Origin of the sequence: Nonomuraea sp. NPDC049400, from assembly GCF_044466425.1 — a bacterium.
In the GTDB taxonomy this organism is placed as follows: domain Bacteria; phylum Actinomycetota; class Actinomycetes; order Streptosporangiales; family Streptosporangiaceae; genus Nonomuraea.
Genome location: NZ_JBITMP010000001.1, coordinates 89,712 through 104,545, shown reverse-complemented (window position 1 = coordinate 104,545; position 14,834 = coordinate 89,712). Strand labels below are relative to the sequence as shown.

The 14,834-nt window shown below is 68.7% G+C and carries 12 protein-coding genes; 2 read left to right on the top strand and 10 right to left on the bottom strand.

Annotated features, from left to right (window positions below; translation table 11 throughout):
• Both ACIBVN_RS00425 and ACIBVN_RS00420 read right to left on the bottom strand, forming a co-directional pair.
• Complete coding sequence (locus ACIBVN_RS00425) at positions 1-3,009, bottom strand: DEAD/DEAH box helicase (protein ID WP_397131051.1); 3,009 nt, start codon at positions 3,007-3,009, stop codon at positions 1-3.
• Positions 3,010-3,139: 130 nt separating this feature from the next.
• The gene (locus ACIBVN_RS00420) at positions 3,140-3,256 is read right to left on the bottom strand and encodes a transposase (RefSeq protein ID WP_397131634.1); all 117 of its coding nucleotides are present in this window, start codon (positions 3,254-3,256) and stop codon (positions 3,140-3,142) included.
• Between the two features lie 141 nt (positions 3,257-3,397).
• Here ACIBVN_RS00420 and ACIBVN_RS00415 point away from each other — a divergent pair, with 141 nt between their 5' ends.
• On the top strand, positions 3,398-4,702 hold the full coding sequence (locus tag ACIBVN_RS00415; RefSeq protein WP_397131049.1) for an RNA-guided endonuclease InsQ/TnpB family protein: 1,305 nt from the start codon (positions 3,398-3,400) through the stop codon (positions 4,700-4,702).
• A gap of 46 nt (positions 4,703-4,748) precedes the next feature.
• On the opposite strand, the gene ACIBVN_RS00410 is transcribed toward ACIBVN_RS00415, so the two are convergent.
• The 7 genes from ACIBVN_RS00410 to ctaD form a co-directional block, all read right to left on the bottom strand.
• Positions 4,749-7,493 carry an immune inhibitor A domain-containing protein gene (locus ACIBVN_RS00410; protein WP_397131048.1) on the bottom strand — a complete coding sequence of 915 codons (2,745 nt, stop codon included), beginning with the start codon at positions 7,491-7,493 and terminating at the stop codon, positions 4,749-4,751.
• 145 nt (positions 7,494-7,638) lie between these two features.
• Complete coding sequence (gene frdD / locus ACIBVN_RS00405) at positions 7,639-7,980, bottom strand: fumarate reductase subunit FrdD (RefSeq protein WP_397131046.1); 342 nt, start codon at positions 7,978-7,980, stop codon at positions 7,639-7,641.
• Positions 7,977-8,360 (bottom strand): hypothetical protein, encoded by a 384-nt coding sequence (locus ACIBVN_RS00400; RefSeq protein ID WP_397131044.1) that lies wholly within the window; start codon positions 8,358-8,360, stop codon positions 7,977-7,979. The genes frdD and ACIBVN_RS00400 overlap by 4 nt, the downstream gene beginning before the upstream one ends.
• Positions 8,357-9,103, bottom strand: a complete 747-nt coding sequence (gene sdhB / locus ACIBVN_RS00395; protein ID WP_397131043.1) for a succinate dehydrogenase iron-sulfur subunit — start codon at positions 9,101-9,103, stop codon at positions 8,357-8,359. The genes ACIBVN_RS00400 and sdhB overlap by 4 nt, the downstream gene beginning before the upstream one ends.
• Positions 9,096-10,829, bottom strand: coding sequence for a fumarate reductase (quinol) flavoprotein subunit (frdA, locus tag ACIBVN_RS00390; protein WP_397131041.1), 1,734 nt, complete (start codon positions 10,827-10,829; stop codon positions 9,096-9,098). Before frdA ends, sdhB begins: the two co-directional genes overlap by 8 nt.
• 5 nt (positions 10,830-10,834) lie before the next feature.
• Positions 10,835-11,068 (bottom strand): hypothetical protein, encoded by a 234-nt coding sequence (locus ACIBVN_RS00385; RefSeq protein WP_397131040.1) that lies wholly within the window; start codon positions 11,066-11,068, stop codon positions 10,835-10,837.
• A 32-nt stretch (positions 11,069-11,100) separates the two neighbouring features.
• Positions 11,101-12,813, bottom strand: a complete 1,713-nt coding sequence (ctaD, locus tag ACIBVN_RS00380) for a cytochrome c oxidase subunit I (RefSeq protein WP_397131038.1) — start codon at positions 12,811-12,813, stop codon at positions 11,101-11,103.
• Between the two features lie 252 nt (positions 12,814-13,065).
• Here ctaD and ACIBVN_RS00375 point away from each other — a divergent pair, with 252 nt between their 5' ends.
• Positions 13,066-14,271 (top strand): aminotransferase class I/II-fold pyridoxal phosphate-dependent enzyme, encoded by a 1,206-nt coding sequence (locus ACIBVN_RS00375; RefSeq protein WP_397131036.1) that lies wholly within the window; start codon positions 13,066-13,068, stop codon positions 14,269-14,271.
• Here ACIBVN_RS00375 and ACIBVN_RS00370 read toward each other — a convergent pair whose 3' ends face one another.
• A complete protein-coding gene (locus ACIBVN_RS00370) occupies positions 14,272-14,826 on the bottom strand; it encodes a hypothetical protein (protein WP_397131035.1) in 555 nt (184 codons plus the stop codon). It abuts the gene before it with no gap.
• Between the last annotated feature and the right edge of the window lie 8 nt (positions 14,827-14,834).

Below are 14,834 nucleotides of genomic sequence, written 5' to 3'. Positions count from 1 at the left end.
TCAGTCCACCCCTTCCGCCGTGAGCCTGAACACCTCGCGCAGCTCGTCGGTCGACAGGTCCGTCAGCCAGTCCTCCCCGGCGCCCACCACCCGCTCGGCCAGGGCCTTCTTGCGCTCGATCATCTGGTCGACGCGCTCTTCGAGGGTGCCCGCGCAGATCAGCTTGCGCACCTGCACGTTCTTGCGCTGCCCGATGCGGAACGCCCGGTCGGTGGCCTGGTCCTCGACGGCCGGGTTCCACCAGCGGTCCACGTGGATGACGTGGTTGGCGGCCGTCAGGTTGAGCCCCACCCCGGCCGCCTTGAGCGACAGCACGAACAACATCGGCTCGTCGTCGTGCTGGAACCGGTCGACCAGGCGGTCGCGCGTCTTCTTGGGCAGGCCGCCGTGCAGCCAGAGCACGGTGGTGTCGAGCCGCTGGGCGAGGTACGGCTGGAGCATGCTCCCGAATTCGGCATATTGCGTGAAAAGTAGGGCTTTTTCGCCTTCCGCCAGGATTTCTTCGGACAATTGCTCCAGGCGGGTGAGCTTGCCGGACCGGCCCGACAGGCGGGAGCCGTCCTTGAGCAGGTGGGCCGGGTGGTTGCAGACCTGCTTGAGCTTGGCCATGGCCGCCAGCACCAGCCCGCGCCGCTCGATGCCCTCGCTTCCTTCGATCTTGGCCAGCATGTCGTCCACGACGGCCTGATAGAGCGTGGCCTGCTCCGTGGTGAGCGGGCACCACTCCTTGACCTCCAGCTTCTCCGGCAAATCAGAAATAATCGATTTGTCGGTTTTGACGCGCCGGAGGATGAACGGGCCGGTCGCCCGCTTGAGCGCCTGAGCGGCCTGCTCGTCCTGGCGGGCCTCGATCGGCTCCTGGAAGCGGGTCCTGAACCGGGAACGCGGCCCCAGCAGCCCCGGGTTGGCGAACTCCATGATCGACCAGAGCTCGGCCAGATGGTTCTCGACCGGGGTGCCCGTCAGGGCGAGCCTCGTGCCGGTGGGGATGGACCGTACGGCCTGGGCCTGCAGCGTGCCGCTGTTCTTGATCGCCTGGGCCTCGTCGCACACGACCCTGCGCCACTCGTGCTGTTTGAGCGACTCCAGATCGCGGTGGGCGGTGCCGTACGTGGTGATCACGAGATCGGCGTGCGGGATCAGGGCGGCGTCGCGCCCGCTGCCGTGGTGCACGTAGACGCGCAGGTCAGGGGCGAACCTGGCGGCCTCCCGCTGCCAGTTGCCGACGAGGGACATGGGACAGACGAGGAGTGTGGGGGTGTCGGCCCGCTCGTGGACGAGCAGGGCCAGCGTGGTGACGGTCTTGCCCAGCCCCATGTCGTCGGCCAGCACCCCGCCGAGGCCGAGCTCCGACAGGAAGCTCAGCCAGGCCAGGCCGCGCTCCTGGTAGGGCCTGAGCGTGGCGTCCAGCCCGGCCGGGGTCCTGACGGGCACGAGCCGCCGCTCGGCCTGGCCGGACAGCAGGTCGCCGAGCACGCCGTCGGCGTCCACCTTTACCAGCGGCAGCTCGTCGTCGCCCCAGAGGTCGGCGCCGACGATGTGGCGCAGCATGTCGGAGGCGGTCGCCTCGCCCGTACGGGAGCCCGCCACGGCACTGAGCGCGGCCTTGAGCTGCCGGTCGTCCAGCTCCACCCACTGGCCGCGCACCCTGACCAGCGGCACCTTCAGCCGGGCCAGCTCGGCCAGCTCCGCCTCGCTGATCGTCTCGCCGCCCACCGCCAGCTCGACGCGGAAGTCGACCAGCTCCCGCAGCCCGAACCCCTGGCCAGTGGCCGCCGTCTGCGCCTTGGTCCTGGTGGTCAGCTTCAGCCCCAGTTTCGTACGCCCGGCCCAGCGTGGCAGCTGCACGCCGAACCCGGCCGCCTGCAGCAGGGGCGCCGCCTGCCTCAGGAACCCGAACGCGCCCGCCGTGTCCAGCCCCAGCTCGCTCGGCCTGGGCCCGCGCAGGGCGTGGTCCAGCTCGGGATAGAGCCTGACGGCCCGGCCCAGCCCGGCGAGCAGCTCCCTCTCGGGCCTGCCCGGCAGCCCCGTCACCTGCTCGCCGCTCCAGACGCGGGCGGCGGGGACGTACAGGCTGGGGTCGTCGGCGGCCTGCAGCGCCAGCTCGACCCGCCAGTCGTCGGTGTCGGCGGGCTCCAGGAGGCGGAAGCACACCCTGGTCGCGCCCTCGGCGGACACGACCGAGTCGCGCCACTTCTCCAGCTCCCGGCGAAGGTCCGGGACATCGGGACATTCCGGCGTGTCGCCGGTCAGGGCGGCCAGCCAGCGCTCGTGGAGCGTTCTGGGCCTGACGACCAGGGGCTCGGTGAGCGTCTCCCGGACGAGCGCGTCGGTGAACGCTTCGAGGGCCTCGCGGAGGACGTCCGCGGACGGCCGCTCGGTGCTGGAGGTACGGCACGCGGGCGGCATGGCCAGCGCCAGCTCCCGGAAGTACCCGGCATCGACTCCGGTCACCACAGGCCGCCACACGGCCCGCGCACCGTCCCGCGGGACCGCCCACATGGCCATGGACTCGTCCAGCCCGGGCTCGGGCTCGAGGTCGGGGTTGGGGGCGGTCGCGTCGGGGATGAGCTGTGGGATGACGCGGCCCCGGCGTACCAGGTCGCGGGCGAAGGCGGCGACGGCGGCCCAGTGACGCATGGTCGCGGTGCCGGTCTGCTCGGCCAGCACGTGCAGCGCCTGCGAGGCCGGCGGGACGACGGCGGGTACCTGCCAGAGGCGCAGCCGCGGGCGTGTCACTTCGGGCAGCCGCCCGGTCTCCGGCGAGGGCAGCGGCTCCTTGGCCGAGCCGGGCAGGAGCAGCTCAAGCGTCCGTGACGGCGCCTCGTCGAGGCCCAGCTCGGCGGCGATGCCGGCCGCCGGGACGGCGAACAGGTGGGGCGCGCCACCTGAGTGCTGCACGCCGCCGCCGGCCCGGGCATGCCGCCGGTGGGCCGCCGAGGGCGCGGCGTCGGCGGTCTCCGCCCAGAAGGCGAGCCCGTCAGCCGACCAGACCCCGTGTACCAGCACCTCGGCAGGTTACCGGAGATCCGCAGAAGGCCTCGGCCTTCACTGCAGGCCGGGGGGTGAATGCGATCCCCTTTGGGGCCGACCCGCCGTAGGCGGGGCAGCCCGGAGCCCGGAGCGCGGACCCGGAACCTCAGACTGGTCGGCGCTGCTGTTCGATGTACTGGCTGATGATCGATAGTGGGGCTCCGCCGCAGGAGGCGGCGAAGTAGCTGGGTGGCCAGAAGTAGCCGTGACGTTCCTGCGGTATTGAGTGACGAAGACCAGATGGACGTGCATCGCTGAAACTACGTGTCTGCGTGTCGGTATTCCATCTCCTGACTCATAGACCGGACGATAATGTGTTCGAGTCGCTGTGAGCGGAGGGGCCGCTGGGGGAGGTGTTTCGCACGTGTTGGCGGGGCGCAGGTACCGGTTAGAGTTCGACTTCGGCCAGGTTCTGATCGCCGAGAAGGTGGCAGGGATCTGCCGCAGCGTGTGGAACACAGCACTGGAACAGCGTCGGGAGTACCGGCGGCGCGGCGCGTATATCGGCTACGCGCAACAGTGCGCCCAGCTGGCCGAGGCCAAGCAGGACTTTCCCTGGCTGGCCGAGGCGCCCGCCCAGGTCCTGCAGCAGATCCTCAAGGACCTGGACCAGGCGTGCCGCCGCCACGGCACGTGGAAGATCCACTGGAAAAGCCGGGCGCGGTGGAAGCCGTCGTTCCGCTTTCCCACTCCCACGCACACCCCGGTGGAGAAGCTGGGCCGTAAGTGGGGGCGGGTGTTCTTGCCCAAGTTTGGCTGGGCCAAGTTTCGCCTGTCCCGCCCCTTGGGCGGGCGGGTCAAGTCTGTCACCATCTGTTTCGACGGACGACACTGGTTCGTCAGCTTCCTCATCGACGACGGACTGCCCGAGGCTGCCGAGCACCGCCTGCCCGGCACCGAGGCCGGGGTGGACCGGGGCGTGGTCACCGCCGCGACCACCTCGGAGGGGGAGTTCTTCGACCGCGCGCATGTGACCGAGCACACCGTCTCCGCCTGCACCCCACCCGGCGAGGGCGAGCCTGGTAGCGCGTTCCTTTCCGCCAAGGAGGCCGAGCGCTACCTGCGGCTCCAGCGCCGTCTGGCCCGCACACAGCGAGGGTCGAAGCGGCGCAAGAAGGTGGTGGCCTCGCTGGGGAAGCTGATGGGGCGCCTTCGCATGCGCCGGGCGGACTTCAACGCCCAGACAGCGCACCGCCTGACCCGCGACCACGCCACCGTGGTCTTGGAAGATCTCCAGGTCACGAACATGACCGCCTCCGCTAGGGGCACCCTGGAACGCCCGGGTAGAAACGTCGCGCAAAAGAGCGGCCTCAACCGGGCGATCCTCAACAAGGGTTGGTACGGGCTGGAGAGGGCACTGATCTCCAAGGCACGCTACACCGGCAGCGTCATCGTCAAGGTCAACCCCACGCACACGTCTCAGACGTGCTCGGCGTGCACGGCGGTGGACCCGAAGTCCCGCGAGAGCCAAGCGGTCTTCAGGTGCACCACGTGCGGTCATGTCGAGCACGCCGACGTCAACGCCGCAAAGAACATCAAAAACCGCAAGGCGGCCGGGCTGGTCGTCTCAGGACGTGGAGACCTCCAGGCACCGGCCGGGTCCGTGAAGCGTCAAGCACCCCGTTCCATAGCTCGCGGTGCGTACCCCGCACCGCGAGCTGCCGCGTAAGCGGCACGGAATCCCCGCCCTTCACCTCTTCAGGGCGGGGAGCAGGTCAATTCTTCGGCGGGACGACCTGGACGATGGCGCCCAGGTTGCCCGGCAGCGGGCTCACCAGCTTGAACTGCACGCCCAGCGCCTTGCCCTCGTCACCGGGGTTGCCGGTGCCGAGCTTCGAGCCGGCGACCTCCTGGCCGTACAGCTCCGTGGCGGGGGTGCCGTCAGGGTGCACCACGCGGGTGGTGTACGCCTGGTCGCCCTTCGACGGCACGACCACCGAGGCGTCGAAGTCACGGTAGTAGAGACCGTTGTTGATGACTTCGATGCCCGGGTACCAGGTCTTGGCGTCGGTGAAGGCCGGGACGCCCTTCTGCGCGGGCAGGTCCGTGCAGTACTCGCTGTACGGCTCGTCCGCCGCCTCCAGGCACTCCTTGAACGGGTACGTCTTGCCGAACCCGAACGCGGCGTTGGACGACTGGACGCGCCCCTGGAGGTTCTTCTGCAGCGTCGGGTCCTTCTCGGCCGCGGTCCCGGTGCGGCGCAGCGGGTCGAAGTGGGAGTCCACGACCAGCAGGCTGCCCTTCGGACCGAGGCTCGGCGGCAGCCGCAGGGTGCTGCCGATGTTGTTGTTGATGAACGTCGAGTCGCGGTACCAGACCAGCAGGCCCGGCGCGTTGTACTTCAGCTTCTGCACCTTCCACGCCCCGTCGCGGGAGTAGTCGGTGTCGTAGGCGTACTGCAGGCCCTTGTCGAAGCCGTCGAAGTTACGCCATTCGGCCAGGTAGAACCGGGAGATCTCGCGCTCGCCGTTGTTGCGGGTCCAGCCCTGGCCGCTGGTGTTGGTGAAGGTGCCGCCGGTGGCCTTCCAGCCGTTGTCGCCGCCCTCGACGTCGTCGCTCCACACGGCCGTGCCGCCGTTGGTGAGCTGGAGGTCGTCGACGTGCCAGCCGCGCTCCTGGAAGGCGGCGTCGGTGTTGTACGTCAGCCGCAGCTTGACCGTCTGCCCGGCGAACGGCGTCAGGTTGACGTAGTCGTGCCGCCAGCCGCCGCTGTCACCGGTGAGGCCGTACTTCTTGTTGCCGAAGGTCTTGAGGTTCTTGTTCGGGTCCGGGTAGTCGTCAGGCGTGCTGACTTCGTTGCCGGCCTCGTCGAAGACCTTCTGCTGGGCCCAGGTCTGGCCGCCGTCGGTCGAGACCTCGACGAAGCCGTAGTCCCAGTCCTGCTCGATCACGTAGTTGTTCCACATCCACAACTTGAGATCGGTCCCGGCGGGGACGGCCAGGTCGCGGGTCAGCGTGAGGTTGGCCCAGTCCTGGTCCAGGCCGCTCCACCAGGCGTTCGAGCCGCTGTGCAGGTCGATCATCTTCAGTGGTGTGGAGGCCAGGTTCACCCGGACGCCGTCCTCGGTGAGCTTGGGCGTACGCGAGGACTGACCGACCGTGACGAGCCTGGCGGCGTCGCCGGGGTTGAACGTCTTCGGGTTGGCCCAGCCGAGCACCCACTTGTCCCACAGGCCCATGTGGGACGGCATCGACTGGAAGATCGGGCCGGAGTGGGAGCCGCTGGACATGAGGTCCCAGAAGTCCACTGCGGAGCTGGCCTGGCCGGAGGTGTCGTACAGGTCGGGCAGGCCCAGGTCGTGGCCGTACTCGTGGGCGAAGACGCCGACGCCCGAGTCCTCGGGCTGCACGATGTAGTTGGAGATCTTCTTGTCGCTGCCGGGGACCTGGTAGCCGCCGGCGACCGCGCTGGAGTGCGCCCAGATCGCGTACGTGCCCTCGGCGCCGCCGCCGGAGGACTTGTCCTTGCCGGCGTGGACCAGCACCAGGTGGTCGATCACGCCGTCGGGCTCGGTGAAGTTGCCGTCGCCGTCGGCGTCGGAGATGTCCTCGACGTCGTAGTCGGCCCAGGGGAAGTCCGGCTGGGCCTTGGCCAGGCTGTCGACCACGTCGATGGGCAGCTGCTGGGCGCCCAGTTGGTTGTCGGGGTGGCCGGACATGTCCTGCGGGGCGCCGCCGCACTTCGCCGCGCCGTACCAGGCCTCGGAGTGCGGGACCTTGATCCAGCCGACCGCCGAGCCGGTGACGGAGTAGGCGCCCTTGGACATCTCCTCGTACATCTTCTTCATCGTGTAGCCGGAGATGTCGATGCCCGCCTTGCCGTCGCGCGGGTCCTTCAGGTCGGGACGGACGCGCTCGGTGATGCCCTTGTCGGTGTAGAGCATCTTGTTGAAGTGCTCGGTGCTGAAGTCCTTGACCCAGAAGGAGTTGTTGTCCTTGTGCGGCAACGTGGCCGGGTCCGGGATGTTGTTGTGGAGGGGGCCGTTCAGGCGCGTCCCGGCCGGCTCCACCACGCAGTCGTCGGGCTGGCTGTCGATGGTGCGCAGCCGGTTGAAGCCCGAGAAGTCGTCGTTGGCCTGCTCGTTGAACTCGACGAGGATCGTCAGCAGCTTGGCCGTGCGGGTCTGCTGGGAGTTCTTGAAAATCCATTCAGCGGGGTTGCGGCCGGTCCTGATGGCCTCGTTCTCGCGCGCGGCGAGAATGCGACCGGCTGCCGGGTTTCCGCTGGTGAACTTCCTGTCGAACTTCTGCGCCGGAGTGAGCGAGCGCTGCTTGGCGTCGCTGACCGTGGGCTCCTGCGGGTCCTTCTCGACCGCAGGGGGAGCGTAATTGATGTAGTGGTCCGCGGCCGTGGGCTCGTAGTTCGCGACGGACGACGCTTGAGCGGTGGGCGCGGACAGGGCGGCGCCGAGAAGGGCGACCGCCGGGAAAGCTGCTAATAAGCGCTTCGTGCTGGGCACCAGTTACCCTCTCTGCCCGGGGTATCCGGGCGCATGGCCATAGGGTGTGCAATGCCGGACGCTAGAGGGTAAGTAAACGAAACGTAAAGTGCGTTGTTGAAACGTGATCAAAGGGGGACATTTGGTGCATCGTTAGCGCGATGCCTCAGAACAGTATTAGCCCAGCCGTAATCGCGCCCGCGACTGCTCCTCCGTAGCAGATCACCGCTATGACCAGGTCGAACCTGGCGATGCCGAGCAGCTCCTCGCTGGTGAACCTGATCCGGTGCGCGGCGTGGAAGAGACACAGCACGACGACCGCCAGCAGCGCGAGCCGTACCAGCACGTTGTCCACCAGCGCGCGCAGGTGCCCGGCCGTCGGCCAGTCCACCACGCCGAGCGGCATGAGCACCCCGAAGAGCAGCACGAGCACCGGCAGCAGCAGCGCCGCCACCACTCCCCCGCCGCTGAAGAGCAGCCACAGGTACGGCTCCAGGGTGCGTCTCATGGCGACCTCAGGATGAAGTAGGCGATCAGCACGGAGATCACCACCCAGGCCGAGTGGTTGCCGCCCTGGATCATCCAGGCGGGCACCCGCCAGCCGTCCAGGCGGACGACGGTGGCCTTGGGGGCGAGGTTGAGGAACGTGATCGTATGGAAGGCGGTCGCGGCCAGGGCGAGCACGTTGATCACGATCATCCACGGCCGCGCGGCCAGTACGGCGAACTCCTGGAGGCTCCCGGTCCGCACGGCGTCGGCGAACATCAGCAGGAAGACGATCGACCAGGCCACGAAGACGCTGGTGAGCTCGCGCAGCACGAAGAAGGTGTAGTGGCGGGTGCGGGCGAACCACAGGTTGTCGCGCCGCGGCCGGTAGGCGGTCGTCATCGTCTGCTCCACGGCAGGACGGAGCGCAGGGCGGCGGTCAGCTTGTAGCGCTGGATGGCCTCGGCCGGGTCCACGTGCTTGGGGCAGACCCGCGTGCACTCGCCGACGAAGGTGCACCCCCACACGGCGTCCTCCAGGTTCAGCACGTCGAACCGGTCGCCCATGTCACGCGAGTCCAGGTTGTAGCGCTGGGCGAGCGCGATGGAGGCCGGGCCGAGGAAGTCGGGGTCGAGCACGTAGACCGGGCAGGCCGAGTAGCAGAGCAGGCAGTTGATGCACATGCTGTACTGCTTGTAGGCGTCCAGCTGCTCGGGCGTCTGGGCGTACTCGGTGGTCAGCGGCAGCTCCTCGCCCTCCCTGATCAGCCAGGGCCGCACGGACGACAGCTTGGCGAGGAACTCGTGGATGTCCACGACCAGGTCCCTGATCACGGGGAAGCCTTTCAGCGGCTCGATCCTGATCGGGCCCTCGCCGTACTCGGTGAGGAAGGTGCCGCAGGTCAGCCTGGGCTCGCCGTTGACGGTCATGCCGCAGGAGCCGCACACGCCCATCCGGCACGACCAGCGGTACGACAGGCTGCCGTCGAGCTGGTCCTTGATGTAGTTGAGCCCGTCGAGCACCGCCCAGTCGGCCATGAGCGGCACGTCGTACCCCTCGAACACCGGCTCGTCGTCCTCGCCGGGCCGGTACCGGGCGACCTCCATCCTGATCGTCCGCGTCGCCGTCTCCTTGGTCTCAGTCACGGCCATAGACCCTTTCTCCCGGGGGCCAGCGGGTGATCGTCACGGGGAGCAGCCCGACGGACGGAGTGCCGTCGGGCGCGCGGTGCACCAGCGAGTGCGCGAGGTAGGCGTCGTCGTCCCTGGCGGTGAAGTCGGTGCGCTGGTGCGCGCCACGCGACTCCTGCCTGTTCAGCGCGCAGGCCACGATCGTCTGCGCGACCTCCAGCATCGTGTGCAGCTCCTGCAGGTTGATCAGCTCGGTGTTGAACGCGGTGCTCGTGTCCTCGATGCGCGCCTCGTCGGCGCGTTCGCGCAGCTCCGCGAGTGTGTCGACGGCCTTGGTGAGCACGTCGCCCGTGCGGTAGATGCCGGCCGCCCCTTCGAGCGTGTGCTGCATCTCCTCGCGCAGGTCGGCGATCCGCTCACCGGTCCTGCTGCCCTCCCGGGCGCGTTCCAAGCGCCGCCGCTCGTCGGCCCCCTGAGTCCGTACGGCCGCCGCCTCGCCGTCCCGGTGGGACCTCGCGAACCCGGCGGCCGCGATGCCCGCCCGGCGGCCGAAGACCAGGCACTCCGGCAGCGAGTTGGAGCCGAGCCGGTTGGCGCCGTTGATGCTCACGCAGGCGGTCTCCCCCGCCGCGAACAGCCCGGCGATGGGGGTGGCGCCGTCGATGTCGGTGTGGACGCCGCCCATCATGTAGTGCACCACCGGGCGCACCGGGATGAGGTCGGTGGCCGGGTCGAGGTTCTGGTAGCTCCTGCACAGCTCGCGCACGAACGGGATGCGGGCGTCGATCTTGTCCTCGCCCAGGTGACGCAGGTCGAGGTAGACGACCGGCCCGTACGGCGTGTCCACCGTGCGGCCCATCTGCTGCTCGTGCACGAACGCCTGGGAGAGCCGGTCGCGCGGGCCCAGCTCCATGCTGCGCAGCTTCGGCGTGGGCGTGGGCTTGCCGAGGTCGTAGTCCTGCAGGTAGCGGTAGCCGTCCTTGTTGATCAGCCAGCCGCCCTCCGCCCTGGCCGCCTCGGTGATGAGGATGCCGGTGAACGGCAGGCCGGTCGGGTGGTACTGGACGAACTCCATGTCCTTCAGCGGCGCCCCCGCCCGGTAGGCCAGGGCCATGCCGTCGCCGGTCTTGATGGCGGCGTTCGTGGTGAAGGGGAAGACGCGGCCGCAGCCGCCGGTGGCCAGGATGACGGTCCTGGCGGCGATGGTCTCGATGCGGCCGGTCCTGATCTCGACGGCCACGACACCGTGGACGCGGCCGTCGTCGACGACGAGCTTGGTGACGTACCACTCGTCGTACCTGATGACGTCCTGATATTTCAGGGATGTCTGGAACAGGGTGTGCAGGAGATGGAAGCCCGTCTTGTCGGCGGCGTACCAGGTGCGCATCTTCTTCATGCCGCCGAACGGGCGCACCGCGACGCGCCCGTCGCTCTCCCGGCTCCAGGGGCAGCCCCAGTGCTCGAGCTGGATCAGCTCCTTGGGCGCCTCGGCCACGAACGCCTCGACCGCGTCCTGGTCGCACAGCCAGTCGCCGCCGGAGATCGTGTCGTAGCAGTGCTCGTCGAGCGTGTCGCCGAGGCCGATCACCCCGGCGGCGCCGCCTTCGGCGGAGACCGTGTGGCTGCGCATCGGGTAGACCTTCGAGACGACCGCCACCTTGAGCCGCGGGTCCATCTCGGCGACCGCGATGGCCGCCCGCAGGCCCGCTCCGCCGCCTCCGACGATGAGCACGTCGATCATTTACGTCACTTCCCGTGGTCGGGTTGCATCGGGTCCTTCACCCGCTTGCCGTCGTGGCGGATGGCGGACAGGTGGATGCTGCCGTCGTGGTACTCGTGCCGGATCCGCCGGCAGCCGCAGTCGAAGAGCTGGTCACGGATCACCAGGCCGTAGCCGTCGTCGTCGACGAGGCGCTCACCGCCGGACTTCTTCCCGCAGGGGGCCGTCTCGGGGGTGAAGGGGATTTTCGTGCCTGTCATCGCCGATCTCCCTAGATAGGCGAATTTCATGATCAGTCGAGGTCTTCCTCGGCGGTCTTGCCCGGCTCGACCTCGGGGGCCTCCTCCCGCTCCACGACGGATGGCCGCTTGGCCTGCTCACGGGGATAGTGCAGGTCGAAGGCGGGCCGCTCGGAGCGGATCGGGGGCATGCTGACGAAGTTGTGGCGCGGCGGCGGGCACGAGGTGGCCCATTCGAGGGAGTTGCAGTAGCCCCACGGGTCGTCGAGCGTGACCTTGGGCGCGTGCCTGGCCGTCTTCCAGACGTTGTAGAGGAACGGCAGCGTCGAGGCACCGAGGAGGAACGCCCCGACGGAGGAGATCTCGTTGAGCGTCGTGAACCCGTCGTGCACGCCGTAGTCGGCGTACCGCCTGGGCATGCCCAGCTGGCCGAGCCAGTGCTGCACCAGGAACGTGGTGTGGAAGCCGATGAACAGCGTCCAGAAGTGCACCTTGCCGAGGCGGTCGTCGAGCAGCTTGCCGGTCATCTTCGGCCACCAGAAGTAGAAGCCGGAGAACATGGCGAACACGACCGTGCCGAAGACGACGTAGTGGAAGTGGGCGACCACGAAGTAGGTGTCGCTGATGTGGAAGTCGAGCGGCGGCGAGGCCAGGATGACCCCGGTGAGCCCGCCGAGCAGGAACGTCACCAGGAACCCGACAGCGAAGAGCATCGGCGTCTGGAAGCTCAGATGGCCCCGCCACATCGTGCCGATCCAGTTGAAGAACTTCACCCCGGTCGGCACCGCGATGAGGAACGTCATGAACGAGAAGAACGGCAGCAGCACCTGGCCCGTCGCGAACATGTGGTGCGCCCACACGGTCATCGACAGCCCGGCGATGGCGATGGTCGCGCCGACCAGCCCCAGGTAGCCGAAGAGCGGCTTGCGGCTGAACACCGGGACCACCTCGGAGATGATCCCGAAGAACGGCAGCGCGATGATGTAGACCTCGGGATGCCCGAAGAACCAGAACAGGTGCTGCCAGAGGATCGGCCCCCCGTTGGCCGAGTCGAAGACCTGGGTGCCGAGCTTGCGGTCCGACTCCAGCACGAGCAGCGCCGCCGCGAGCACGGGGAACGCCATCAGCACGAGCATGCTGGTCAGCAGCACGTTCCAGGTGAACAGCGGCATCCTGAACATCGTCATGCCGGGCGCCCGCATGCCGATGATCGTGGTGATGAAGTTGACCGCGCCGAGGATCGTGCCCAGACCCGACAGCGCCAGCCCCATGATCCACAGGTCGCCGCCGATCTGCGGCGAGTACATCCCCGTCGACAGCGGCGTGTAGGCGAACCAGCCGAAGTCGGCCGCCCCGCCCGGCGTGAAGAACCCCGCCACCACCATCAGCCCGCCGAGCAGGAACAGCCAGTACGCCACCGCGTTCAGCCGCGGGAAGGCGACGTCCGGCGCGCCGATCTGCAGCGGCATGACCACGTTGGCGAACCCGGCGAACAGCGGGGTGGCGAACAGCAGCAGCATCACCGTGCCGTGGATGGTGAAGAGCTGGTTGTACTGCTGCTGGGTGACCAGCTGCATGCCGGGGGCGACGAGCTCGGCCCTGATGAGCATGGCCATGAGGCCCGCCACGAGGAAGAACCCGAACGAGGTGATCAGGTAGAGGTACCCGATGACCTTGTGGTCGGTCGTCGACATCCAGGAGGCGATGACGGTCCCGGTGCGGCGGCGCCTGACCCGCTCGAACGAGGTCTCGCGAACAGTCGTCACGGCTGCTCCCTCCTGCGCGGAGTGCTACCTGCGACGGACCGCCGGATGCGGCCCGGACTGCCCCGATCTACCCATTCCACGCCAACCAGCGCCGCTCGGGAAGGCGTTCTTTAACATTTCGGCCGCAAGCTTTGACGGGTCTTCGCAACATGCGGCTCACGATTGGCGTCCCACATCGCGGATATTTACCGGCTCACCGGGTGGCGTCTTCTATCCTTTCGTAGCCGGACCGACTTCGGAGGAGAGAGATTCGTGACTGCTCAGGCTGACTACTCCGCCCTCGTCCAGCGAGGGCTCTCGCTCGACCTCACCAGGGGCAAGCCGTCGCCGCGCCAGCTCGATCTCTCCAACGACCTGCTCAGGCTGCCCACGTCATACCGGGCGGCGGACGGCACCGACGGCCGCAACTACGGCAACCTGCAGGGCCTGGCCGAGCTGCGCGAGCTGTTCGCGCCGCTGGTGCAGGTGCCCGCGGGCCAGCTCGTCGTCGGGGGCAACTCCAGCCTGGCCCTGATGCACGACACGATCGTGCACGCGCTGCTCACCCCGGTGCCGGGCGCCGCGCGGCGGTGGGTGGAGGAGCCGCAGGTCACGTTCCTGTGCCCCGTGCCCGGATATGACCGGCACTTCACGATCACCGAGCGGTTCGGGATCAAGATGGTGCCCGTCCCCATGAACGCCGACGGCCCCGACATGGACGTGGTCGAGAGCCTGGTGGCCGCCGACGCGAGCGTCAAGGGCATGTGGTGCGTGCCGAAGTACAGCAACCCGTCCGGCGTCACCTACAGCGACGAGACGGTGCGCAGGCTGGCCACCATGCCGACCGCCGCCCCCGATTTCCGGATTTTCTGGGACAACGCCTACGCGGTGCACCACCTCACCGACACCCCGGACGAGCTGGCGGACCTCCTGACGCTGGCCGCCGAGCACGGCAACGCCGACCGCGTGTTCGTCTACGCCTCCACCTCCAAGGTGACGCTGGCGGGCTCCGGCGTGTCGTTCTTCGGCTCCTCGCCGGCGAACGTCGAGTGGTTCCTGCACAACACCGCCAAGCAGTCCATCGGCCCGGACAAGCTCAACCAGCTCCGCCACGTGGAGTTCCTGCGTGACCCGGCGGGCGTGACCGCGCACATGAAGCGGCACGCCGAGCTGATCGGGCCGAAGTTCGAGCTGGTCGACAAGGTGCTGACCGAGCGGCTCGGCGACCTCGGCACCTGGACGAGCCCCAGGGGCGGCTACTTCATCAGCCTGGAGGTGCCGCACGCCGCCGAGGTGGTGGCCAAGGCGAAGGCCGCGGGCATCGCGCTGACGCCCGCGGGCGCGACGCACCCGTACGGCAAGGACCCCGGCAACCGCACGATCAGGCTCGCTCCCACCTTCCCCGGGCTCGACGAGCTGGAGCAGGCCATCGAGGGCCTGGCCGTCTGCGTCCGCCTGGTGGCGGAGGAGCTGGGCTGATCAGCGGCCGTTGCCCCTGAAGCCGAAGATGTACTCGCGCGTCTCGCTCGGATGGAACGAGACGCCGACCCCCGGCTCGAACACGACGTTGTCGCGGGCGCAATAGCAGAGGCGCTCCCAGACGGCCAGGGCCTTCTCCCTGGCCGGGGCCTCGAGGTTGTCGCGCTTGCGGGCGCCGTACGAGCCGAGCACGTTCAGCAGCCCCAGCCCCCAGAACAGGCCCGTCAGGCAGAACGGGGCGAGCAGCACCTCGCCCCACTTGGGGTCCTGGCCCATCGCGATGACCAGCGACACGACCAGGTGCACCAGTGCCGCCACGCCCAGCAGGATGTAGCCCTGGTTCCTGGCCCACGGGGTGTAGTGGCGGCTGGGGAACGACAACCAGACCGCGAGCTGCGTGCGGCTCATGACATGCTTCGACGCGCCGAGAGCCGCCCTGCTGGGCAGATCGGCGACCTCACGCGTGCCGGGTAACCGAACTCTGCCGATCTTGTACGTGGTCCCCGCGGCGACCGCTCCGGGGACCGCAACGATCTGGTCAGTCTCCGAACACACCGGGCACC